This window comes from [Chlorobium] sp. 445, from assembly GCA_002763895.1.
Taxonomy (GTDB): Bacteria; Bacteroidota; Chlorobiia; order Chlorobiales; family Thermochlorobacteraceae; genus Thermochlorobacter.
The window spans coordinates 1-22,215 of the sequence record NSLH01000018.1; the positions used below are offsets into that span (position 1 = coordinate 1).

At 48.5% G+C, this 22,215-nt stretch carries 20 protein-coding genes and 2 pseudogenes; 7 read left to right on the forward strand and 15 right to left on the reverse strand.

What is annotated here, in order from left to right:
* The 3 genes and pseudogenes from CMR00_08260 to CMR00_08270 form a co-directional block, all read left to right on the forward strand.
* The coding region (locus CMR00_08260; GenBank protein PIO47767.1) for a hypothetical protein at nt 1-558 on the forward strand (558 nt) is incomplete at its 5' end.
* Nucleotides 559-644: 86 nt separating this feature from the next.
* Nucleotides 645-1,211 (forward strand): LPS export ABC transporter periplasmic protein LptC, encoded by a 567-nt coding sequence (gene lptC, locus CMR00_08265; GenBank protein ID PIO47768.1) that lies wholly within the window; start codon nt 645-647, stop codon nt 1,209-1,211.
* A 55-nt stretch (nt 1,212-1,266) separates the two neighbouring features.
* Nucleotides 1,267-2,341 (forward strand): annotated as a pseudogene (locus CMR00_08270) (D-alanine--D-alanine ligase A).
* A 76-nt stretch (nt 2,342-2,417) separates the two neighbouring features.
* Here CMR00_08270 and CMR00_08275 read toward each other — a convergent pair.
* From CMR00_08275 to CMR00_08330, 12 genes are all read right to left on the reverse strand, one after another.
* On the reverse strand, nt 2,418-3,521 hold the full coding sequence (locus CMR00_08275; protein ID PIO47769.1) for a capsule biosynthesis protein CapA: 1,104 nt from the start codon (nt 3,519-3,521) through the stop codon (nt 2,418-2,420).
* 60 nt (nt 3,522-3,581) lie between these two features.
* Nucleotides 3,582-4,454, reverse strand: coding sequence for a hypothetical protein (locus CMR00_08280; protein ID PIO47770.1), 873 nt, complete (start codon nt 4,452-4,454; stop codon nt 3,582-3,584).
* A gap of 168 nt (nt 4,455-4,622) precedes the next feature.
* Entirely contained in the window at nt 4,623-4,991 is a 369-nt protein-coding gene (locus CMR00_08285) for a hypothetical protein (GenBank protein PIO47771.1), read from the reverse strand.
* A 104-nt stretch (nt 4,992-5,095) separates the two neighbouring features.
* Complete coding sequence (locus CMR00_08290; protein PIO47813.1) at nt 5,096-6,583, reverse strand: glycoside hydrolase; 1,488 nt, start codon at nt 6,581-6,583, stop codon at nt 5,096-5,098.
* Nucleotides 6,584-6,643: 60 nt separating this feature from the next.
* Entirely contained in the window at nt 6,644-7,243 is a 600-nt protein-coding gene (locus tag CMR00_08295; GenBank protein ID PIO47772.1) for a molybdenum cofactor guanylyltransferase, read from the reverse strand.
* Nucleotides 7,244-7,271: 28 nt separating this feature from the next.
* Nucleotides 7,272-7,754 (reverse strand): cyclic pyranopterin monophosphate synthase MoaC, encoded by a 483-nt coding sequence (gene moaC / locus CMR00_08300; GenBank protein PIO47814.1) that lies wholly within the window; start codon nt 7,752-7,754, stop codon nt 7,272-7,274.
* Between the two features lie 153 nt (nt 7,755-7,907).
* The gene (locus CMR00_08305; GenBank protein ID PIO47773.1) at nt 7,908-8,669 is read right to left on the reverse strand and encodes a hypothetical protein; all 762 of its coding nucleotides are present in this window, start codon (nt 8,667-8,669) and stop codon (nt 7,908-7,910) included.
* A 22-nt stretch (nt 8,670-8,691) separates the two neighbouring features.
* Entirely contained in the window at nt 8,692-9,096 is a 405-nt protein-coding gene (locus CMR00_08310; protein PIO47774.1) for a hypothetical protein, read from the reverse strand.
* 19 nt (nt 9,097-9,115) lie between these two features.
* A complete protein-coding gene (locus CMR00_08315; protein PIO47775.1) occupies nt 9,116-10,663 on the reverse strand; it encodes a hypothetical protein in 1,548 nt (515 codons plus the stop codon).
* The gene (locus CMR00_08320; GenBank protein ID PIO47776.1) at nt 10,663-11,856 is read right to left on the reverse strand and encodes a hypothetical protein; all 1,194 of its coding nucleotides are present in this window, start codon (nt 11,854-11,856) and stop codon (nt 10,663-10,665) included. Before CMR00_08320 ends, CMR00_08315 begins: the two co-directional genes overlap by 1 nt.
* Before the next feature lie 146 nt (nt 11,857-12,002).
* On the reverse strand, nt 12,003-13,118 hold the full coding sequence (locus CMR00_08325; GenBank protein PIO47777.1) for a hypothetical protein: 1,116 nt from the start codon (nt 13,116-13,118) through the stop codon (nt 12,003-12,005).
* Complete coding sequence (locus CMR00_08330) at nt 13,051-14,778, reverse strand: hypothetical protein (protein PIO47778.1); 1,728 nt, start codon at nt 14,776-14,778, stop codon at nt 13,051-13,053. Before CMR00_08330 ends, CMR00_08325 begins: the two co-directional genes overlap by 68 nt.
* Before the next feature lie 198 nt (nt 14,779-14,976).
* Between CMR00_08330 and CMR00_08335 the strand changes: the two genes are divergently transcribed.
* From CMR00_08335 to CMR00_08345, 3 genes and pseudogenes are all read left to right on the forward strand, one after another.
* Nucleotides 14,977-15,291 carry a hypothetical protein gene (locus CMR00_08335; GenBank protein PIO47779.1) on the forward strand — a complete coding sequence of 105 codons (315 nt, stop codon included), beginning with the start codon at nt 14,977-14,979 and terminating at the stop codon, nt 15,289-15,291.
* The gene (locus CMR00_08340) at nt 15,285-16,541 is read left to right on the forward strand and encodes a hypothetical protein (protein ID PIO47780.1); all 1,257 of its coding nucleotides are present in this window, start codon (nt 15,285-15,287) and stop codon (nt 16,539-16,541) included. The genes CMR00_08335 and CMR00_08340 overlap by 7 nt, the downstream gene beginning before the upstream one ends.
* Nucleotides 16,542-16,678: 137 nt before the next feature.
* Nucleotides 16,679-19,529 (forward strand): annotated as a pseudogene (locus tag CMR00_08345) (pyruvate, phosphate dikinase).
* Nucleotides 19,530-19,632: 103 nt separating this feature from the next.
* On the opposite strand, the gene CMR00_08350 reads toward CMR00_08345, so the two are convergent.
* Genes CMR00_08350 through CMR00_08360 form a run of 3 tightly spaced genes read right to left on the reverse strand, consistent with a single transcriptional unit; the run spans nt 19,633 to nt 21,346 of the window.
* Complete coding sequence (locus tag CMR00_08350) at nt 19,633-20,757, reverse strand: citrate synthase (GenBank protein ID PIO47781.1); 1,125 nt, start codon at nt 20,755-20,757, stop codon at nt 19,633-19,635.
* Nucleotides 20,721-21,014 (reverse strand): hypothetical protein, encoded by a 294-nt coding sequence (locus CMR00_08355; protein ID PIO47782.1) that lies wholly within the window; start codon nt 21,012-21,014, stop codon nt 20,721-20,723. Before CMR00_08355 ends, CMR00_08350 begins: the two co-directional genes overlap by 37 nt.
* A 23-nt stretch (nt 21,015-21,037) precedes the next feature.
* Nucleotides 21,038-21,346: a hypothetical protein gene (locus CMR00_08360; GenBank protein ID PIO47783.1), complete on the reverse strand. Its 309-nt coding sequence runs from the start codon at nt 21,344-21,346 to the stop codon at nt 21,038-21,040.
* Nucleotides 21,347-21,423: 77 nt separating this feature from the next.
* Between CMR00_08360 and CMR00_08365 the strand changes: the two genes are divergently transcribed.
* Nucleotides 21,424-22,191 (forward strand): glycerol acyltransferase, encoded by a 768-nt coding sequence (locus tag CMR00_08365; GenBank protein ID PIO47784.1) that lies wholly within the window; start codon nt 21,424-21,426, stop codon nt 22,189-22,191.
* Nucleotides 22,192-22,215 lie beyond the last annotated feature (24 nt).

Consider the following 22,215-nt stretch of genomic DNA (forward strand, 5'->3'; position numbering starts at 1 on the left):
AAAATGGCAAGCATTAAAGCACTTGCAAGCAAGTTTCCCGCCATCAAAGGCGCAATGTTAGGGTTTGGTCTTACACTGGGCTTTGTTTTTGGCTCTGCAGCAGTACCACCTCCCGGCGATAGAGTCGGTTTCGTTGAAGTTGAAAAAGTTCTCGCTGAAATGCCTGAGGCAAAATCTATTCGCGAAAAGCTCGAAAAAGAGCAGCAGCAAGCCATGAAAGAACTTGAGAAAAAGCAGAAAGATCTCAAGGACGCCTTCGATGACTATGAGCGCAAGAAAACCTTGATGAAGCCCGATGAGCAAAAGAAGAAAGAAGAAGAGCTTCAAGCACAGCTAGCACAGTATCGCCAACTTGAGCAAGCTAAAAGCAATGCACTCCAGCAAAAGCAAGCTGAACTGCTTAAGCCGCTAGAGGAAAAAATTGCCAAGACCATAGAAAAAATCGCGCAGCAGCAGGGCTATTCACTTGTCATCAGCAAAGGTGGCATTGCTAACATGGTACTCTACGGCGATAAGAGCGTCAATTTGACTTACAAAGTCATTGATGCCATCAAGTAAAGACAAGACAATAAGGGACGCGCAGCTGCGCGTCTTTTTTGTTTCTGTTGAATACTCCTTGAAAGTTTTGCCTTCAGGCTAAGGTTATGCTGCGCCTCCTAAGTTTTGTACTGCTTTCTATGCTTGCTTTTCTTGCGCTTTCTGCATGTAGCAGCAAGACTATGCCAGCACGACAAAGTTTGCTTATCATCAACCAAGATTTTCCTGTTCAGGAGACTTGGGAAGCACGCGTCATCTTCACAGATTCGGGTAAGATAAAAGCCACGATTTATGCTCCTCATGTCGCCCAATATGCAAGGGGCGGTAACACGACAGAAAAACACTTGGATGGCGCCATAGAAGTACATTTTTACAACTCAAAAGGCGAACACAGTTCTCGCCTTAATGCTCGGCGTGGCATCATTTATCCGAACAATGATATTGAAGTATTTGACCGCGTGGTCATGGTCTCGGACGACTGCACAACCGTGCGCACGGAATACGCCAAATGGACGAGCAAAGATCAAAAAATTCGCTCTGACAAGTTTGTAACAATTCGTCGACCAACAGAAACACTTAGCGGATACGGATTTGAGAGCGATCAGCACTTCAAAAACTACCGCATTTTCAAAGCGACTGCTGTGATGAAGGTGCGTCAAGCACACGAAGAGTAAGCACATTCGTGCGGTCGTTTAAACTTTCAAAAGCCATGAAAAACGCCTTGCCCTTATTTTTGGGGGCCGCTCTGGGGAGCATGAAATCTCCATTATCTCTGCACGGTCCATTGCTCAAGCCATCCTGCGCACGCGCTATGAAGTTATACCAATCTACATCACCAAAGAGGGGAAGTGGCTCTCACGTGCGCTGTCTCAAAACGTGCTCTTGCTTGATTATGAACAGCTCATAAAAAATCCAGTTGAACTGCGTGCCGCTGAAGCCTCTTTGAAGGAGGTTGCCGCACGACATTCGTTCAAGTTTGATTTTAGCACGTTCGATGTCGTGTTTCCCGTCTTGCACGGCACCTTTGGAGAAGATGGCACGATTCAAGGCTTACTTGAAATGCACGGTGTTCCCTACGTCGGCTGCGGTGTTCTTGCCAGCGCCCTTACGATGGATAAAGCCTTTGCTAAGATGTGCTTTAAAGCTGCAGGATTACATGTTACCAAACACTTAACTGTTTTTCGCGATGCGCTGCCTGCACATCGGCGCGACATTCTTCTCGAGGCTGAAAAGAAATTAGGCTATCCGATGTTTATCAAGCCCGCTCGCTCTGGCTCATCGGTTGGCATCTCAAAAGTCAAACATCGGCGGGCATTTCAGCAGGCACTTGAACTTGCCGCTCAATACGACCAGAAGATTCTCATTGAGCAGGGCATCGAGGCGCGTGAACTTGAAGTTGCCGTCTTAGGCAATAGAGAACTTACAGTCTCCGTTGTGGGTGAGATTGTACCTATCAATGAATTTTACGACTACGAAGCCAAGTATGTCAAGTCAGGTTCAAAACTTTTTTATTCCTGCTGATGTACCAAAAGCCCTTGCCAAAAAAATTCAACGGGCTGCACAGATTGCCTATCGCGCAACGGGCTGCGAAGGCATGGCACGTGCCGATTTCTTCCTAGAGCGGCACACGAATCGACTCTATGTCAATGAACTGAACTCTATACCCGGCTTTACTTCAATTAGTATGTATCCGAAACTGTTTGCGGCATCTGGACTGGCTTATCCTGATCTGATTGAGCGCCTGATTGAGCTCGCATTTGAACGCTACGAAGAGCAACAGAAAAATAAAATCGCTTTTCTCTAAAACTTTGCACTTAGCCAGTATGGCCACGGCTTGAAGAGTGAATCTGTTTTTTGAAACCGTGCTTCTACATCTTCCTTCATTTTTTCATATCGCTCACTACACTGACGGGCAAAAGTTTAGCTTTTTCTCCTTCGCACCATTCAGCTAAGGGCAGAATGTAGCGCTTGCTGCGCGTGATAGGCTTCGGCTTTTTCTGTACGGTGTCTTTGGTCAGATGTACATAGGTCAGGGCGTATTCTGTGCTGAGCAAATTGACTTGATTGAGCGAATCTTTTTCAAGCGTCAGATAGACCACAATCCCCATCGGGCGCGGCAGCGGTCGCTGACCTGAAAGAAAATTTCCCATTGAATAGATGATGAAACACTCATGAGATGCCCCATCTCGCACAATCTGCAAGCGTTCTGTTGGTTGCACCACATGCGGGTGCGCGCCCAAGATGTAATCTACGCCTGCTTCAAATAGCCAGCGTGCCATTTTGCGCTGATTGTCGCGCGGTTCTAACTCGTATTCGTATCCCCAATGCAAAGACAGCAAGATTTTGTCGGGTCGCATGCTATCGGGCAACGCTCGCAGCCATGCGATGTCCTCTTTGATATGCGTTGTATCGTAGAGGTTAAGCCGCGTGCGATGCACTTGCGGCACACTGTCATTAGAGAATTGTGTATAAGCTAACCATCCTAGTTTGATGCCGTTAATGTTGAAGATTTTGGGCTTTGCACGGCTGCTATCGCTGCGGCTTGTACCTGTATGCATGATGCCCAAACTATCGAGCACGTCGAGCGTGCGTGTGATGCCAATCGTGGCACGGTCGTAAGAATGATTATTGGCTGTGGTCAGGAAATTGAAGCCAGCACGTTTGGCGGCAAGCGAGTATTCATCGGGCGTATTGAAGCGCGGGTAACCTGTGAAAACTTGTGCTTTGCCAGCATGCACGGTCTCAAGATTGCCCGTTACAATATCTGCGCCTGAAAACAGCGGGGTAATGAACGCATAGCACGAATCAAACGAATAGAGACTATCGCGCCAGGCTTCTTTGATTTGTGATTCATGGCACATCAGGTCGCCGACAGCGGCAATCCTCACGCGTGTCTGTGCAACTGAATGTGGGGCGAGACCTGGCACGATGAAAAATAGCCACAATATCGTCGATACTGCTAAAAATGTGGACTTGAGTTGCATGGACACGCGTTTTGAAGTGTTGCTAAACACTTGGGCTTTTATGTTTTATCGCTGTTGAACTTAATCTTTCAAGCGAAATTCACCGAAGACAGGATAGTGATCGGAGAACTTAAACTCTTTGACGACCTCATAGCGCTCGACTTCCCAGTGATGCGAAAAAAGAATGTAGTCGAGTGTACGGTTTGGCAAACCTGTCGGATAAGTGTAGAAGTCTGCACTATCTTCGTGTTTGATCAGATGCAAGCCTGCATCGGCTAAAATTTCAAAGGTGCGATCATTTTTGTAACTATTGACGTCGTTATCGCCTGCAGGAAAGCCTGTTTGTCTGCAGCCGGGCGGCACCGTATTGAAATCGCCCATAAAGAGGATGGGCATATGACGATGTTTTTTGACCTCGGCGGCGATACTGCGCGCTTGATCTTGCCTATCGTTCGGATTAAATGGATGCAGGTGTGTATTGCCAATCCAAATGACTTGACCATTGAAGACAAACGGCGCCAGCGTAAATCCACATGCTGCAAGGAATGCCACTCGCCCCGGCAAGAGATAATTGATTTGTGTCTGCCCAATTTTCTGAAGTTGAGAGAGCAGCAAATTTTCGTAACGAAATGCGGCAAAGCCCACGCCATGCGCAATCACGGAGCGATAGCCTGCAATTAAGCGATAGTGATCGCGCTGACGGTATTTTCGAAAGAGCCTATCGCCCAAGCCAAGCACACCGTTAAAGACTTCTTGCAGTCCAACCACATCGTATTTTTCTCGATGTTGATTTAGCCATTCAGCAATATAGTAAGTGTAGGCACGTGTATCGTGCAAGAGCTCGATACGCTCGGCTTCATCGAGCGAGGCTTGCGCTAGTAGGTAGGACAGTTTTGGTCCCCTACCGCGATGGGTGTTAATGGTAATGCAACGAATCGTTTGGCGCTCGCTCATATAGCAGCGTGCAAGACTTTGCGCATGAATGATAGTGCTCAGACTTGGGCGAATATACGCACTTACGTTGGGCGTATCGCACCTAACGATACAAATGGCGTGTTAAATTTTTGTTACCTACTGCCCTCTGCATTGCACTGTTTTGCTCAACCGTCTTGCACCGGGCAACTATTGTATGATTGGGGCTTTGAAGTCCAAGCCATGCATTGCCGCAATTTTGGAGACAATTTCTTCAATAGCTGCAACGCGGTCAACACTATCGGCTTTGAGTTTCGTGTAGTTGTCGAGGTATGCACGTCGGCGTTCTTCTTCGAACTCGGCGAGGCATGCTTCATACTCTGCAATAGCCTCATCAATGCTCTTGTTGGAAGGCTTTTTGAATTTTGGGCGGTCGCGATCCCAGACCTTATCGCCTTCTTTAGCGACCATCTGCGCATAGCGCAGCGTAATGTCAAAGAGCTCGTTAATTTGAGTACGCAGTTCTTGCCAATCTTGCGCACTAACAATAGCAGCAGTCGAGTTTGCAGGCGTTTGCATAGTCACTAGTTCGTTAGATTTTGTTTTGATTTCAAGTTACGAAAGATACAGCAGTGAGCGTTACACAAATATTAAAAATTTGCCGTACCCACAAAGCAATTTTTTTACCTTACCATCAGCATCGCTGGTCTGCTTTCGTTGTGCAAACGGTCAAACGCTGTAACGGCATACTTTCCTGTTTGAGTGATATGCCAGAGCGTATCACGCAGCACAGCCACAATGCGGTGCGGGTTATTCAAATTTACTTTTTCTTTTTCTCCAAAGTGGTAAATGGCAAAGTAAGTTGCGCTCTCACCATCGCGTGCAGGCTGCGGCACCTGCCACACCAGCACCGTGCTACTATCGCTCTTTATGGCACGCAAATTTCTTGGTGGATTTGGCGGCATGGCATCTTTCCAGCGCATCGGCGGCACAAAAGCTGGCAAGCGATAAAAGTCCTGTTTCAGACTATCTGCAATCCCCAGCGGATTTTTTAGCAGCGCGTTTGCACTGAAATAGATGCTTCCCTTCACAATCTGATTTTGCCGATTTAAGCGCAACTGGTTAGGCAGCTCAGACGGATTTTTCCACAGTGAATCGCGCCCAATACGATATGCCCCCTGCCCAATGTAAAGATGTTTGCCAAATGTATTGCGACTCCACCACGCTAACATAACATCATACGGCACTTTCTTGAAAGCCTTTGCAAAGTAGAGTTGCGGCGCTACATAGTCAATCCAGCCTTTTTGGAGCCACTTACGCACATCGGCGTAAAGATAGTCGTACGTTGGCTGCCCTGCTTCAGTCTCAGAGCCTCGTTTGTCATCTTTGCGATTGCGCCATACTGCAAATGGACTAATGCCAAACTTGACTTTGGGTTTGAGCGTGCGAAGTGTCTTATGCACACTTTCAATGAGTACATTGACATTGTGCCGCCGCCAGTCATTGATTGATGTAAAACCATTTGCATAAGTGCGAAATGTTGCCGTATCAGCCTCAAAGGGCACATTTGCAATGTGATAGGGATAAAAGTAATCATCGAAGTGCACAGCATCAAGGTCGTAGCGTTGGACAAGGTCTGCGATGACTTCGACGATGTAATTGCGCACTTCTGGCACACCCGGGTTAAAGTATTTCTTTTTGCCATATTGAAAAAACCATTCTGGCTTTTGCTGCGTGATATGCTCAGGAACAATGCTTGACGAATCTGTGTCAAACACTGCTCGGTATGGATTAAGCCAAGCGTGAAATTCCATGTTGCGTTTGTGTGCCGCTTCAATCATGAAAGCCAGCGGGTCGTAGTACGGCTCTGGCGCCTTACCCTGCACACCTGTGAGCCACTCCGACCACGGTTCTTTCGGACTCGGATAAAAGGCATCTGCAGCGGGGCGCACTTGCACAATCACAGCATTCATCCCAAGTGCCTTCAGCGAATCTAACATCGCTTGAAATTCTATTTGTTGCAAATCTGCCGGCAAGCCTTTGCGTGAGGGAAAATCAATGTTTGCTACGGTGGCAATCCACGCCGCACGCAATTCATACTTTGGCGACTGCAATTGGGCAAAGGCTTGCACTGACAGCGCAAGCCATGCGCATGTAAAAATCACTTTCATTACATGCTTTTTTGCTTGCAAGCTCTTCATGGCGTGAAGTTTACTTTGCACTCTGCCTCTTTAGCGATTAGCCAACGCTGCAAGGGCTTGCTCATATTCTTGAGGCGTGTTGATGTTTGCCACAGTTTCGCGCTTTTGTGGCATAAGGAGTTTGCAATCTGTGCTAAGCAAAAATTTGCGCGGACAGTTTTTGCCTTGTCTCACCGCTGCAAGCAAGCCTTCTCGGCTTTTGGGCTCATAGATAGCAATCAAAGGTTCGGGGAGATGATTGTCAGGATTTTGGTACGCCGTTGCCATTTTGCTTGGGTCGCGCGCTGCAATTAGCGCTTGAAGAGCATCGCTGGAAAGAAACGGCAAATCACAAGCGACCACAAGCCATGCACAGTCAGGTTTGAAATGCAATGCAGTGAGAATGCCACCCGTAGGTCCTAAGTCGTGAAAGGCATCAACGAGCGGCTGAAGTTCAGGCTCAAGTGTCTGCACTTGTTCAGCGCGACACGACACAAACACCTCTTGACAAAACTCCGAGAGCAAACGCGCTGCAAAGACACGCTGCGAGACCCCGTGATAAGTCAGTGCGCCTTTATCGCGCCCCATCCTCTTGCTTTTACCACCTGCTAAAACTAATCCGTAGAGCATGATGACGATGCTAAAATTCATTTAGGAGTTGCTCATCAAAGCTACTTTCTCACTCTGATTTGAAATCGGACTTACCGCCCCGTTTTTCCAACAATTTAACTTCTTTAATGATAATACGGTGCGATAGCGCTTTGCACATATCGTAAATCGTTAGTGCCGCAAGTGTTGCGCCAGTCAAGGCTTCCATTTCGACGCCAGTCTTGCCGTAGAGTTCTGCGGTGCACTCGACTTTGACTTCACTTTTGGAAATTGGTGCAATCGTAATTTGGCAATTTTCCAAGCCCAGCGGGTGGCAAAGCGGAATGAGCTCACCGGTCTTTTTGGCAGCCATCACGCCTGCAATGATTGCCGTTTGAAACACAGCACCTTTTTTGGCATGAATTTCTCCATTTTGCAAGCGTGCGAGAATCTCTTCGCCAAGTTCTACAATTGCTTGCGCTCTTGCCAGTCGATGCGTTATAGGCTTTTCACCAACATTGACCATTGTCGGATTGCCACTGCTATCGAGATGCGAAAATCTATCACTCGACATTGCGTACAGCGTTTGTTTTCTCAAACCTAACATACCTTGCGGATGCATGCAAGGCTACAAGTTGTTATGGCGAACAATTCTCTTGCAAAAGCTCGAGTGCACGCAAGCGTCCATCGGGACCCACGTAGCGCGCTCTTACGGATTGATAGCGCATCAAAATTTTCTCTGCTTCTCGATACAGTGCAGAGTCAATTGCGCTTGGCGTATGCCCTTTTGGAATTGCATAAACAAATCGCCCTTGTTTAGCTGAATAGGCAGGGATTTGAAAAAATCGCGCGGCACAAGTTTTTTTGTTGAATCTTGCTCACGTGCTGCTTCCACGAAAAACGTCACGGCGTATTCAGGATAACCAAACAGATAACCGTATGCACGGTAGCGATCTAATTTTTCTTCGAACTCTGTTATCGCAAGCACAACTGCAAGATTCGACTCAGGCACAAAGCCCCACTGTCCCCAGAACGCTTGGTCGCGCCGAATGATGTCGGCTAGCAAGCGTTTATCGACAGCCACGATTTCAAAAAATCGCTTGCCTTTGTCTGTGCGTCGAAAGGGAATGAGCAAGAGTTCGACACGCTCACTGCAAAGTGCATTGACGATGCGCTGATATTGTCGCAAGCGTTCAAGTTCGGGTACGTTTGGGTTCATTGCTTCGCGTAGCCCTGCTGGCAGCGAATCTGGACGAGCAAGCGCAAGACTAAATTGAGCTACTGTGCTAATTGGTTTGAGTGGCGCAAAAAGGGTGTAGAGCGCTTCATTGTCCAATCCAATAGCCAAGAGTGAATCAGCTAGTGCGCGCTCTTCGACTGTAAGCGTGGAGGCATCAAAGCATTTTGCACGCAGTGATGTTGGTGCATCTATGGTGCGGCAACTGGCTAACGCTGCTGCAATGCAAAAAATTATCACGAGGTGTTTCATTTTGGATGAGCGTTTTTGACTGTCAAGTTTCAGAGCTTGAAGTACGGCAGGCACGCAGCGCTGCAAGCACTAATTGGAGATTGAGTGCGGCAATCAGCGAGAGCAGCGCCACTTGATGCCACTCAATCGGGGATTCAAACAGATGTGCAATTGGGTGTGCGACATTGCTTACAAGAAAAAGTGCGCCCACGACAAGATTTACTCTCATCAGCCAGCGCGTATCTAAAAACGCATTCATTGCTGCCAAAGCCAGATGCGTTGAGAACACCAGCGTTAGTTGCCACAGCAGTATTGACAACTTCTCTGCAAATTCTGTCTTCGCTGCTGCAGCTTGATACGCCAGCGGAATGATACCCAACACGCTATGCGCCAAAAGCCCTAAAAGCATTGCTAGCCAAATCAGTGCCAGTTGAAATCGCGTCGCCATTGTGTGCTTATGAGTTGTGTTAAAAAACAAGTTCTACACCTGCATTGACCTCATTTCGTCCGCCAAGGCGTGAGCCATCATCGAGCTGTGCTGGGCTTTGCAATGTGCTGCCCTGCAAGACAAGACGCACTGTGGAATTATTCAGTGCAGCGACTGGTGTCTCAAGCGCCAGTTGTGCACCCAGCCAGAAGCGCGATGCGGCATTGACCAGAAAGTCTGGACGCACCAAAATCGGTGTAAGTTCCAGCATGCGATTGGCTGTATAACTTGATGCAGGCACAATTGCTATGCCGCCTGAGACGCGTGCCATCAACCAGAGTTGTTCGCCAAGCCGCTGTGCAGAGCCCAGCACAAGATGTGCAGCAAGCAGTGTGCGTTGCCATTTGGTTTCAGCTAAGATGTCGCGCCGAAGGAGATCCGAGAGTGAAGTGTGGATTCCCACTGTGAGTGGCGCATAGAGCCGTGATGCACCTTGCCACCAATCCAGCAAGAGTGCTATCGCTTGCGTCTGGTCAATGGTATTGACGGCAAGGAAAATTGGGTCGGTGCCTCGTCCTTCAAGGCTTTGTGCGTGCAGTGCTCCTTCTACTCCGAAATCAAGTTGTGTATAGCGCGCCGCCAGTGTAGCAGAAAGCCTGCGTTCATCGTATCGCCCTGCAAAGCGAAATGCGGTGCGACGCAGTTCGGGCACAAAGGCTAAATCTTGCGTGCTATCTTGGCGTAAAAGAAAATTTCCAGCCAAAGACACTTGCCACTCGGCAAGCCTTACTTGTGCCTGTGCACCGATGCCGAAGCCTTCACCGACCGTGCGCCGTTCTGCGGCGTTCAGCACCGTTGTGTTTGCCGTGCCCAGTCCACGCAAGTAAATGAGCTGTGGGAAGCTGATGTCAGCGGCACCAAATTCACCCTCCTCAAAACGTGACAGATAGGTTGCCGTAAGACCTATACGCAGCGCCTTGCTCAAGTGAAATGCGACACTGGGCACAAGTCGAATGTTGCGTGAGCGAAAGAGCGGGCGCGTATCGTTTTGTCTTGCCCCTTGTGCCACGTCGTAATCAGCTAAAATGCCAGCACTGAGAAATCCGAGAAACTCGGGCGTACCCAGTGCTGCAGAAAGCAAGACAAGGTCTTTCTGCCAATTTCCGCCGACTGAATCAGCCCAGATAAACGGCGTACCTGCATAGGCATTGTGCACATTAGACCAGCGCACATCATTTTCAGTGCGGCGTTCATAGTGGAAACTTCCTCTTGTTGTCCACTCGCCAAAGCGTTGTGCGCCTTCGCTGAAAAAGTGCAAGGTTGTGCTCGAAAGTGGCGCTTGTGGTCGACGAAATCTCCCGCCATCTTGCCATAGTATCATGCCCGTTCGGCTCTGTTTCGGCAATGCTGTTGCGCAGAGTCCAGCTGCATTTTCACCCTCACGCCAGAGACTTGGCGCAAGAAAAGTTGGACTATTGAGCGAAAAGGGCGATGGTATATCCGATTGCACTTGTGCACTTGCCGCCATCGCCCCTGCCACGATTAGAAGGACAATTCCAAAAAGCTGATACACTACTCTCTCAGACATTATTGTGGCAATCGACGTGGTGTGGGTGGCGTGATAATCTCAAAGTCATTGCCGCTGTTGTTTGTGTCTTGCAAGATGATGCGGTTTCCGACGCGCCGTGCCACTTTGCGCCGTCCACTCTTTGAACTATATGTATCGCCGGTAGCGACAAACCCTGCATCGAGTGCTGGTGGAATGCGCTTGAAACTTCCACTTTGTGCATTCTGCAAGGCTTCAAAGGCATCAATGATGCGTGAATTTGGAATGCGAATGCGTGGCGCAAATGCTGGCGAAGCACCAGGCACTCTTACGCTATCGGCAAGCATGTTCGGATACGCTTTGAAAATCACAATGCCCGGACCAAAGACTGGCACAAGCCAATCAAACCCGCCTGTAAAATAGAGACGGACAAGATTGGGGACGGTCGGAGAATCCGCATCGCGGTTATCTGGACGCTCGTTGTAGGTTTCCCAGTCTGCATTCGATAAATCTACCGTCCGATTCTCTACGCCCGCAAATGCTGTATCGGCACGATGATTGATTCCATCTTGTGCAATAATGATGCTCTGACCCGGCGCCAGTGGTCTTTGGCGACCTGTGCCCGGAATCATCCAAATGCTATTGACATAGACATTGTTCTGATCGCTTTGGAATTCTGTCGGACGCGTGCCCGGATTGATTTGTCCCGATGGACCATACACGTCGGCAATGCACAGGCTATCGACATAAATGGTGTCGGTAGAGTTATTGTAAATCTCGTGGAACTGGTCAGAGAAGTAATTGCCTCCGCTGCGTGTGCGCGCTCCTGTCCAGTAGCATTCCTTAATGACAAGGTTACCCACTGGTGAGCCGGTCAGACGCAAAGTTACAACGGAATCTGCTGCACTGCGCAGAGAAAAGCCTGTTACCACCGCATTCAAGTTTTGCTCAACGGAAAATCCTGTCAGCGCCAGGGCTTCGGTTGCTGAGAGCGCACGAGTTGCACTGATTTCATACGTTCCGGGCAAGAGACGCAAGAGGCGCGCTTCGCCAGCAGCGTTAGCAGTCGCAGAGTCACGTGTACCGCTTTCAATGTTGCGCACGCGGACGATTGCACCTTGAGCTGCTGTCTGGGCATAGTTTGCTGGATAGAGCACGCGCACTGTGAGCGAAAAATGTCTGTGCTTCTGTAGGCGTACTTTGGCATGATGAGAATTGCATGGCAATTGCACCAACGCCGACAAGTAGCAACAGAACTTTTAGAGACTTCAAAACTTTCATTCTAACCTCCATTTTTGATGTTGAATAAATTGACTGCGAACGTTTGCAATAGATTTGCACATGCAAATCCATTGCAAGTCGTGCGGTTTGAAAAGAACAATCATTGAAAGCTGTAAAAGACTTCGGCGCCGAAAAAGAGCGTTGGATTGCGCTGAGTGCTTTGTCCTGTCGCCGCACTAAAAAAGAGCGGCCTATCTGCCAGCGCATTATTGACAAAAAACGCAAAACGAATTCCTGACGGCAGTTCTTTGGTCAGCCGTACATTGAAGAGCCAAAGTATCGGTCTAGTGTTCTCTAAGCCGGGCTGTGGCGATTGTGGCGGCAAGTCTGCAATCAAGTTCAAGTTACCCCGTCGATCTACAAATCCAATCGGTTGATTGCCACGGTTAAATGGTCGATCGCTTTCTATCCAAACCGTTTGCGCCAGCAGAGAAACCACCATGGAGAGTTCGGGAATGCGTGTGATGAAGCGCAGTGCGCTTGTCAGCAGTTGCGACTCACGTCCGCCACCGGATTGAAAGACTTCAATGCGGCTAGGCGGTGTTGTCCCAAAAATCACATCGGTGTTGAAGAAAAAAGCGTTATCAATCACGCGACTGCGCAGATATGCACCTGTTAGGTTGAGCGACGTGCGCAGCAGCGACCACTCTGGCAAATCTAGCGTCAGCTCAATACCTTCCGAGAAAATATCACGGCTATTGACAGGTACATCGTAAGCGCCAATGAAGGTGTCAATCACTGCGACTTCAATCTCTGGCGGTCGACCAGCGGGCGTAGAGACGACTCGGAAGCGTGGATAGGTGAGCACGGCTGGCAATCGATTGATGCCAAAGGCACCTGTTGTGTTTTCTCGAAATGCGACCACATTTGCCGTTACGCCACTTATTGACACATCTACACCAAGTTCAGTTTTTGTAGCACTGAAATATCGCGCATTGGGGTTCTTCGGCTCAATGACACGTGTTGTAATCATGACGAGCCGCTCTGCAGGATTCGGCGCAAAGTAATTGAAGCCAACGAGATCGAAGTATTTGCGATCGGGATACAGTTGCGAGAGTGTCGGCGACTTTACTGTTACACCGAAGCCACCGCGCAGCCAGATGCCATCAATGATTTCGACTGTGGCATTGAGGCGCGGTGAAATTGCTTCACCGAAGGTGCCACGAAAAAAGACCTTGCGGCTGAATGTTATCGAAGCGTGCGCCCAGTTGCACAAGTACACTCTTGCCTAAGATGTCTGCGGCGATGCGGTCTTCGATGTAGAAGCCCAACTGCGTCAGTGCAGGAATATCGCTAAATGGACGTGGTCGCTCGCCTACAGAGTAATTTTGACGTGGTGGCGTAAAAATATCAAAGCTACGTCCTTCACCTCGATTTTGGTCGTAGCGCAGCTCAAAGCCTGAAAAAAATTGGTGCAAGAAGCCAAACAAGCTCGCTTTGTGCACAAACTCTAAACGTGAGTAGAGATTCAGGGGCAAACCTTGCACACTGGTGCGATTGAGATATTCAATATCGCCGAAGATACCGGGCTTTGTGGTATCGCTTGTAGCATCAGAGAGCGGGAAGCGACCGTCAGCACGTGTGATGAGTTCCTGAAAGCGTCCAACTTGTTCTGTGTAGTTCAGACTTGCGGTCCATTCCAATTTGGTGCGTGCATCATCATCGAAGCGCAATACAGAAAAAAGACTTGTGCGTAAGCCACGATCTTGTGCAACGCGCGTGATTTGCTGCTGATCGCGCTCAAACTGCTGGCGTTCGTCAATTGTGGTGTAAAAATTAGTGCGCAGTGTGCTTGTCAGTCGCGCAGCATTATCCCATTGCTGCGACCAGGCAAGATTGGCAATAAGGCGAGAGAATGTCTCTTCAGTGCGGCGCAGATCATCTTGTGAGCGCGTAAAATTGAGTTCTGCGGTCAGATTCGTTCGCTTCTCAAACAGCGCCCAGCCTGCACCGAGTGTGCTCTCAAAAGTTTGTGGATTGAGCCTAAGGCGCGCTTGAGGTTTGTAGGCAGAGGCGCGGGTTTGGACCAGAATTGCACCGACGGTCAAATCGCCGTGCCGCGCCGATGGAATGCCGCGTATGACTTCAATCGACTCAATGTTATCAGCGGAAAATTGTCGCAAGTCTAAGCCACGTCCTTCTGCTGAAGCAAACGGTGGTAAGGTTCCCGGTGCAGAGTTCAAGATCGTCAGATTTGTTTGCAGGTTCGCATTGTTGGAGAGCGGCACACCATCGAGCACAATTGCAGTGCCTAAGGCATTGGCTCTATCGGCAGCAGAGGGATTAGCCGCACTGACAGACAGCGGCGCTTGGCGCAATAGACTTTGACGCACACCTGAGAGCGTGGGATTTTGTGCCAGTTGTCCCGGCAAAAGCTGCAAGACATCAGCGAGGCTTGAGGCTTGCACATGTTCAATCGCACTGCGCTCGATGCGCGACGTGGTTCCAAGTTCACCACCTTGTGCATTTTCGCGCGCAGTTACCACAACTTCAGCAGATTTAAATGAGACATAGCGCAATGCTACGTTTAGCTTTGTCTCATCATCTTTGAGCTCAACAGTAACCAGTTCACGCACGATGCCAACGCGTTCGAAGACGATATCGAGTTTAGTTTTGGGAAGATTGTCTAAGCGAAAGAAGCCTCGCGCATCAGTAAAGGTAAAAGCGCTTGTGCCAAGGGCACGCACCACGACATCTTGCAGGGGCTGGTCATCTTCAGCAGCACGCACGCTGCCGATGAGTGTCGCTCGCCGCTCCTGTCCTGCAGCTATGCAAGTCATTTGCAACAGAAGCGCAAGAACAAGCACGAGCTTAATGTTCAACTGCATTTTGATTTTTTCCTTTGCCTTGCAAATGATTTGCAAGTAAAAATACAATGTTTTTTACAAATTGCCTTCAAAAGTAGAGCTCAAGTACAACATGCATAGAGTTCTTGCAGTGAAGCCTTGCACAGCAAGAAAAGTCGACTACGGTTATCCATCTCTCACGGGTTTTGAAGTTGCAGTACGTGCTCACAAAAAAATTAGCGTGCTGCTTGAAAGTTTTTTTACAAAGCCTGCAATAGCGTTATCTTTATGGCGCCACCAGATCTTTCCAACATCAAACGCGTGTGCAGTATGTCCAAAACGCTTGCCTACAGTAACGATAGTCAGGTCATTGACTTTCTCAGCAGGGTTTCTCCATTTGAGCGTCTGACAACCGATGAACTTCAAGCTGTCGCTAATCTACTTTGGCGTCAGCATTTTGCAGAGGGCGAAAAAGTGTTCTCGCAAGGTGACCACAGTTCAGAAGCGTATATCATCGAGTCGGGTAAGCTCTCCTTTGAGAAGATGGGTCACATCATTCGTTTTTTGAAGCAGGCGAAGTATGTGGTCGCTCTGCCATGGTGAATGATATGCCAAGAAGTGGTTCTGCTTTTGCTGTTGAACCCACCACGGCCCTTGTAATAGATCGCCGAAAACTTGAGAATCCTGAGTGTCTCAATCCGCGCATATATGGCAAAATCTGCATGGAGTTTGCGCGCATGCTCACAAATCCGACCTCTGAGGAAGAAGCGATGTATCGCGAAATCGATGTTTTGCTTTTGCAAGATGGCGGTTGTGCACCGGGCTATAATCCTGTTACGGCTTTTATCACAGAGTATCTCGAGCAAGACAAGCGGCGTGTTTTTATCACGAAAGAAGGTTTCATCTCGTTGGTGAAAGCGCATACAGAAGACTATCGTCGACTGGTGTATAGCATTGGATTGTATCATCAATTGGAACGCATTCCCGGAGTGATTTTCTCGCCGCCCTTACGTGAAGCGCGTGGCGCAGATTTCCGCACCGAACGCTTCAGCGACTTTAAGAAGCCCGAAGTTCAGGCAAAAGCAGTAGAAGAGATTTTGCGGCGCAAGGTCAAAGTGCTGGTCGGCATTGGTGGCAATGGGACCTTTGCTGGTATGAATGCCTTGTCTCAAGCGCTGCCGAAGAGTGTGCAGACGTTCTTCGTTCCTGTTACAATTGATAGCGATGTCTACGGCACAGAGTGTATTGGTCAGCATACTGGCGTGGAGGTTGGTTCAGAGAAAATTCGTTGCTACATGGCAGACGCCCGCACGCACCATCGCTGTTACATCATTGAGATGATGGGCGCAGCTGGCGGCTATCATGCTTTGCATTCGTGTCTGGGTGCGGGTGCACACTTGGCGGTCTTGCCTCAGTCTAAGTTTGACATGAAAAAACTCGCTGAAGCGATTGGACCGCGAACTTCAACTGTCATTGTTGTCGCAGAAGGCTACAAAGCCGAAGAACGCAAAGCCAAAGGCATCAAACAAAATGCCGCAGAATACTTCCGTGATGAACTTCTGGCTGCAGGCTTGCAAACTAAACAGAAAATTGTCTGTGAAGCCTTCTCACGTGACATTCGCGGGGCTAAACCGAACAACATGGATCTGACGCTGGCGCAACGCATGGCACGCAAACTTGCAGAACTTATCCGCTCTGGTGAGACACGCATGATGCCTGCTGTGCTTGCCGATAGAGAATATGCTATTAGCTTTGATGAAATTCGTACAGAAAATTCGGTCGACTCCGATTTGGCGCAACTGGCAAACCGTTTGGGTATTCACCATCATAATTCGGAGATGACAAAAGCCTGAGCACATAAAGCCAAGCGCTAACCTATGTGCGCATGCGGCTTGATGCGCCCAAGCGATTTACTTAACTTCTTTTTCTTGCAAGGCAAGAACAGCCAAAAGAACATTTAGCTTACTTTGAACGCTTAACTTTTTTGAGTATGCCAACGAAAGCAAAATCCGCCGCAAAGAAAACTTCAGTTGCCAAAGCCACCCTGAGTGCAGTCACAAATGGACATGGCAAGAATGGTAAAATCGCTAAGTCTACGACAACCAAGGCAAGTCCAAAAGCCAGTCGCAAAAAATTCATCTACTTCTTCGGTGGTGGTAAAGCCGAAGGGGATGCCAACATGAAAAATTTGCTTGGTGGCAAAGGCGCTAACTTAGCCGAAATGACGAACATCGGCTTACCTGTTCCACCCGGTTTTACCATTACAACCGAAGTTTGCACTTACTTCTACGACAATCAGCGCACCTATCCGAAAGGGCTTTTTGAAAAGGACATTCCTGAAGCGCTTGCCAAAATGGAAAAACTCTTGGGCAAAAAATTCGGAGATCCCAAAAATCCCCTGCTCGTCTCCGTCCGCTCTGGTGCAAGAGCTTCTATGCCCGGGATGATGGATACGATTCTCAACTTAGGCTTGAACGACCGCACCGTCGAAGGCCTTGCCAAACTCAGCGGCAATCCACGCTTTGCTTACGATTGCTATCGGCGCTTTGTACAAATGTACGGCGATGTGGTAATGGGCTTGAAACCGCAAGACAAAAAAGATATCGACCCCTTTGAGGCGATCATTGAGCAAAAAAAGTTAGAGCGTGGTGTCACGCAAGATGTTGAACTTAATGCTGATGATTTAAAAGACCTTGTTGCACAGTTCAAGCGCATCATTAAAGAGCGCACCGGGAAGGATTTTCCTGATGATCCTTTTGAGCAACTGCGTGGTGCTATTGGTGCCGTCTTCGAGAGCTGGAATAACGAGCGAGCGATTGTCTATCGCAAACTTAACAACATTCCTGCCTCGTGGGGTACAGCATGCAATGTGCAAGCAATGGTATTTGGTAATTTGGGTGAAAACTCTGGTACAGGTGTTGCCTTCACGCGTGATGCAGCAACCGGCGAAAAATGTGTTCTATGGCGAGTACTTGATGAATGCGCAAGGCGAAGACGTCGTCGCTGGTATTCGCACGCCGCTCAAAATCGCGGAACTGCAAAAGCAAAGTCCTGAACTTTACGCACAACTCGAGAAAATCCGCCGAATCCTTGAAAAGCACTACAAGGACATGATGGATATTGAGTTTACGATTGAGCAAGGCAAGCTTTACATGCTGCAATGTCGTGTTGGCAAGCGCACAGGATTTGCTGCTATTAAAATTGCTTTAGACATGAAAGATGAGCGGCTGATTTCTGAAAAAGAAGCGCTCCTGCGCATTGAACCTGAACAACTCAACCAACTCTTGCGTCCAATCTTTGACCCCAAACAAAAACGCGAGGCTATTGACAAAGGTCGCTTGATGGCACGCGGCTTGAACGCTGGACCTGGCGCTGCAACGGGACGAGTGTATTTCAATGCGGCCGATGCAGAAGCTGCTGCCAAGCGCGGCGAACGCGTGATTTTAGTGCGCATTGAAACCTCGCCAGAAGACATTCGTGGCATGGCTGCTGCTGAAGGCATTCTCACAGCGCGTGGCGGTATGACCTCTCACGCCGCACTGGTCGCCCGTCAAATGGGCAAGGTCTGTGTCGCTGGGTGTGATGCTCTGGAAATTAGCTACGAGCAGGCACGCATGAAAGTTAAAGGCAAAGAATTTCTCATTAAAGAAGGTGATTACATCTCCATTGATGGCTCGACTGGCGAAGTCATTGAAGGTGAAGTGCAAACCAAACCGTCAGAAGTCTTGCAAGTCTTGTTTAGTAAAACGCTCAAGCCCGAAGAGTCTGAAGTCTATCAGATGTATGAACGCTTGATGCAGTGGGCAGATAAGTATCGCAAATTGCGCATTCGTGCAAATGCCGATCAGCCCGACCAAGCGCAAAATGCCATCATCTTTGGGGCAGAAGGCATCGGACTTTGCCGCACAGAGCATATGTTCTTTGGTAAAGACCGCATTGATAAAGTTCGTCAGATGATTCTGGCTAACTCGGCAGAAGAGCGCCGTGAAGCCCTTAAAGAAATTATACCCTATCAGCGCGTCGATTTCTATGGCATTTTCAAAGTGATGAACGGTCATCCGGTTACTATCCGTCTCTTAGACCCGCCGCTGCATGAATTTTTGCCGCATACTGAAAAAGAACAGCGCGAACTTGCCGAAAAACTGCATAAGACCTACGAAGAAGTGCATCAGCGTGTAGAGTCGCTGCTGGAAATGAATCCTATGCTCGGCTTCAGGGGCTGCCGTTTGGGCATTATCTATCCTGAGATTACGGAAATGCAAGCGCGCGCCATTCTTGAAGCTGCATGCAATGCACATAAAGATGGCATCAAAGTCTTACCTGAAATTATGATTCCGCTTATCGGTCACGTCAGAGAATTAGAAATGCAAGCTAAGCTCATTCATGAGACAGCTGAAAAGGTGTTCGCCGAAAAGAACATTCGCATCGAATACCTTGTCGGTACAATGATTGAAGTCCCGCGTGCGGCTCTAACGGCTGGTGAAATCGCTAAAGTCGCTGACTTTTTCAGTTACGGTACAAACGACCTTACACAAATGACCCTTGGTCTTAGCCGTGATGACGCTGGACGTTTCTTGCCTACTTACGTTGAAAAAGAAATCTATCTTCGTGATCCCTTTGAGGCGATTGACCAAGTTGGTGTGGGGCGTTTGATGCAACTGGGTACGCAAGAGGGGCGCGCTGTGAAACCTAAGCTCAAAGTTGGCATTTGCGGCGAACATGGTGGTGAGCCAAGCTCGATTGAGTTTTGCCATCGATTGGGCTTTGATTATGTCTCCTGCAGCCCTTTCCGCATTCCAATTGCACGATTAGCGGCTGCCCGCGCCGCACTGAAAGGCTGAGTCTGAAACCTATAGCAGCAAGCCGCAACGACATTCTGAAAACAAAAAAGCCTCGTGGAGTTTCCCCGAGGCTTTTGCATTGTTGCCCTTCAAGTACCTCTTGTCACTCACGTTCTTCAATCGGGACATACTTCTTGTCCATCGGTCCGACATATTCAGCAGTTGGACGAATCAAGCGATTATTAGCGTATTGCTCTAAGATATGCGCAACCCAACCCGCTGTGCGCGCCACAGCAAAAACCGGCGTAAAGAGATCGATCGAAATCCCCATCAAGTGATAGACCGACGCCGAGTAGAAATCCACGTTGGGATAAAGTCCTTTCTCTTGCAAGACAATTGCCTCGATACGGCGGCACATTTCATACCATTTCAAGTTACCTGTGCGATAGCCTAATAGCTCCGACATCTTGCGCAAGTGTGTTGCACGCGGATCTTCGGTTTTATAGACGCGATGCCCGAAGCCCATAATTTTTTTCTTCTCGGAAAGGAGTTTTCTGACATATCCTTCAGCACGGCTTGGATCGCCAATGTCAATTAGCATGCGCATTACCTGCTCGTTTGCTCCACCATGCAACGGTCCTTTAAGGGCACCAATTGCACCTGCAATTGCCGAATACATATCTGACAGCGTTGCTGCAATCACACGCGCCGTGAAGGTTGAAGCATTGAGTTCATGATCTGCATGCAAAATCAGGCAGATGTCAAAGAGCCGCGTCATTTCAGAATCCGGCAGTTTACCTGTGAGCATATAGAGGAAATTGGCTGCAAACGGCAAACTGGGGTCGGGTTGAATTAAATCTTTTTCGTTGCGAATGCGCTCATCAAATGCGACAATCGTTGCCACCTGCGACATGAGTTTGAAAGCGCGTTCAAAGTGCGCTTCCGTTGTCATACGCTCATCGTTGTCATAGAGCGCAAGTTCGGAGACCGCTGTGCGCAAGGCTTCCATAGGCGGTGCAGAAGTAGGAATGGTATAAAGATGCGCCACCACTTCACGTGGCAAGCGACGATGCTGTACTAGGCGTTTATTGAACTCATTGAGCTCGCGTCGATTCGGCAATTTGCCATACCACAACAAATAAATCACTTCCTCAAATGTCGCATCCCCATTGACTAAATCGTGAACATCATAGCCACGATACACCAGACGTCCTTTTTTGCCGTCAATGAAGCAAATCTCAGAAGTCGCCGCTACAATATCTTCAAGTCCTGCCTTCTGCGGGACAATTTTTGTGCGCCCTCTTCCACCTTGACATCTGAATTTTTGGCAGAGCTGCCGTTGGTGAGAATTTCTGGCATAGTTACCTCTCCTTTCTTCAATTTTGAAAAACTACATTGCGCCAAAGCGCCATGAAAACTTTTCGAATATAAGAAATCTTTTGAGCAATCGTCCCAATACATTGTGTTTATCTCTGCAGCGCCTAGCGGAGGGTTATGCTCTCTCTGCATCTGTAGCCTGTATTGCCTCGTCACGCTTAGAGGCACATGGCTGCACTCTTCTGCACTTCTTAGCCCGAAATCGTCTCTGCCTGCCAGCGTGACATACCGCCCAGCATATTAAAGACTTTCTCAAAGCCAAGTTGTGCCAGTATTCCGCTTGCACTGACGCTTCGAATCCCATGTTCACATAGCACCACAATATCTTGTTTTGCATCAAGCTCTTCGTAGCGTTGGTAAAGTTCGTCTAACGGGATATTGATAGCGGTGGGAATGCGCCGCGCAAAAAATTCCCTTGGCGTGCGCACATCTAAGAGCGTAAGTTGAGGATTGTTACGCAGTTTTGCTGCAACCTCTTCGGGCGAGAGATGAATGACCATGGTTCAGATGAAATAATGTAGTGAGTGAATATGTAAATTTGCCGCTCTCTAAACCATGAAGTTTGCACAAAAATTCAATGCTGACAGTTCGTCGCAGCGCGCTTTACACGTTTTGGTTTCGCCATTATTCACGCGCGCAGTTTCGCAAATACTTCGATAAAGTCCGTACCTTCGGCACAGAATTGCTGCAACACATCGAGCTTGAGACCCCCATCATCTTTTTTTGCAATCATGCTTACTGGTGGGATGGGTTTTGGACACAACTTTGCACTGAAGCCTACTTCAAGCAAAATCTTTACATCATCATTGAATACAAGCAACTTGTGCGCTACCAATTCTTTACGCGGCTTGGTGCATTCTCCATCGTGCGAGAAAACCCGCGCGAAGCCATGCAGACCATCACCTATGCCGTCGAAAAACTCACAGAGCCTTCAGATAAGCAAAACGCTTTGTGGATTTTCCCGCAGGGCATCATCGAGCACGTTGACAAGCGACCGATTGTCTTTTTCAATGGGGCATCAAAAATTGTAGAGCGCGTCTTGGATAAACTACCAGCGATTTATGTTTGCTCTATGGTCTCACGCATTGATTACCTTGAAGAACAAAAACCTGAACTTTTTCTTTCCTTCAAACCGCCGACACGCATTGTCAGAGAAACCTTTGCTGGCACAAAATCACTGACCGCTGCGATGCAATCTGAAACCGAAGCTCATCTTGATGAACTCAAAGCACGCATTTTGGCACGCAATTTTAGCAACTCGAGAATTTTGGTCGAAGGGGCAATGTCCATCAATCGCCGTTGGGATAGATTTAGAGAGTGGCTTGGACTACAAAAAAGTAGCTGATGCTTCCTGCATCAGCCAGCAATC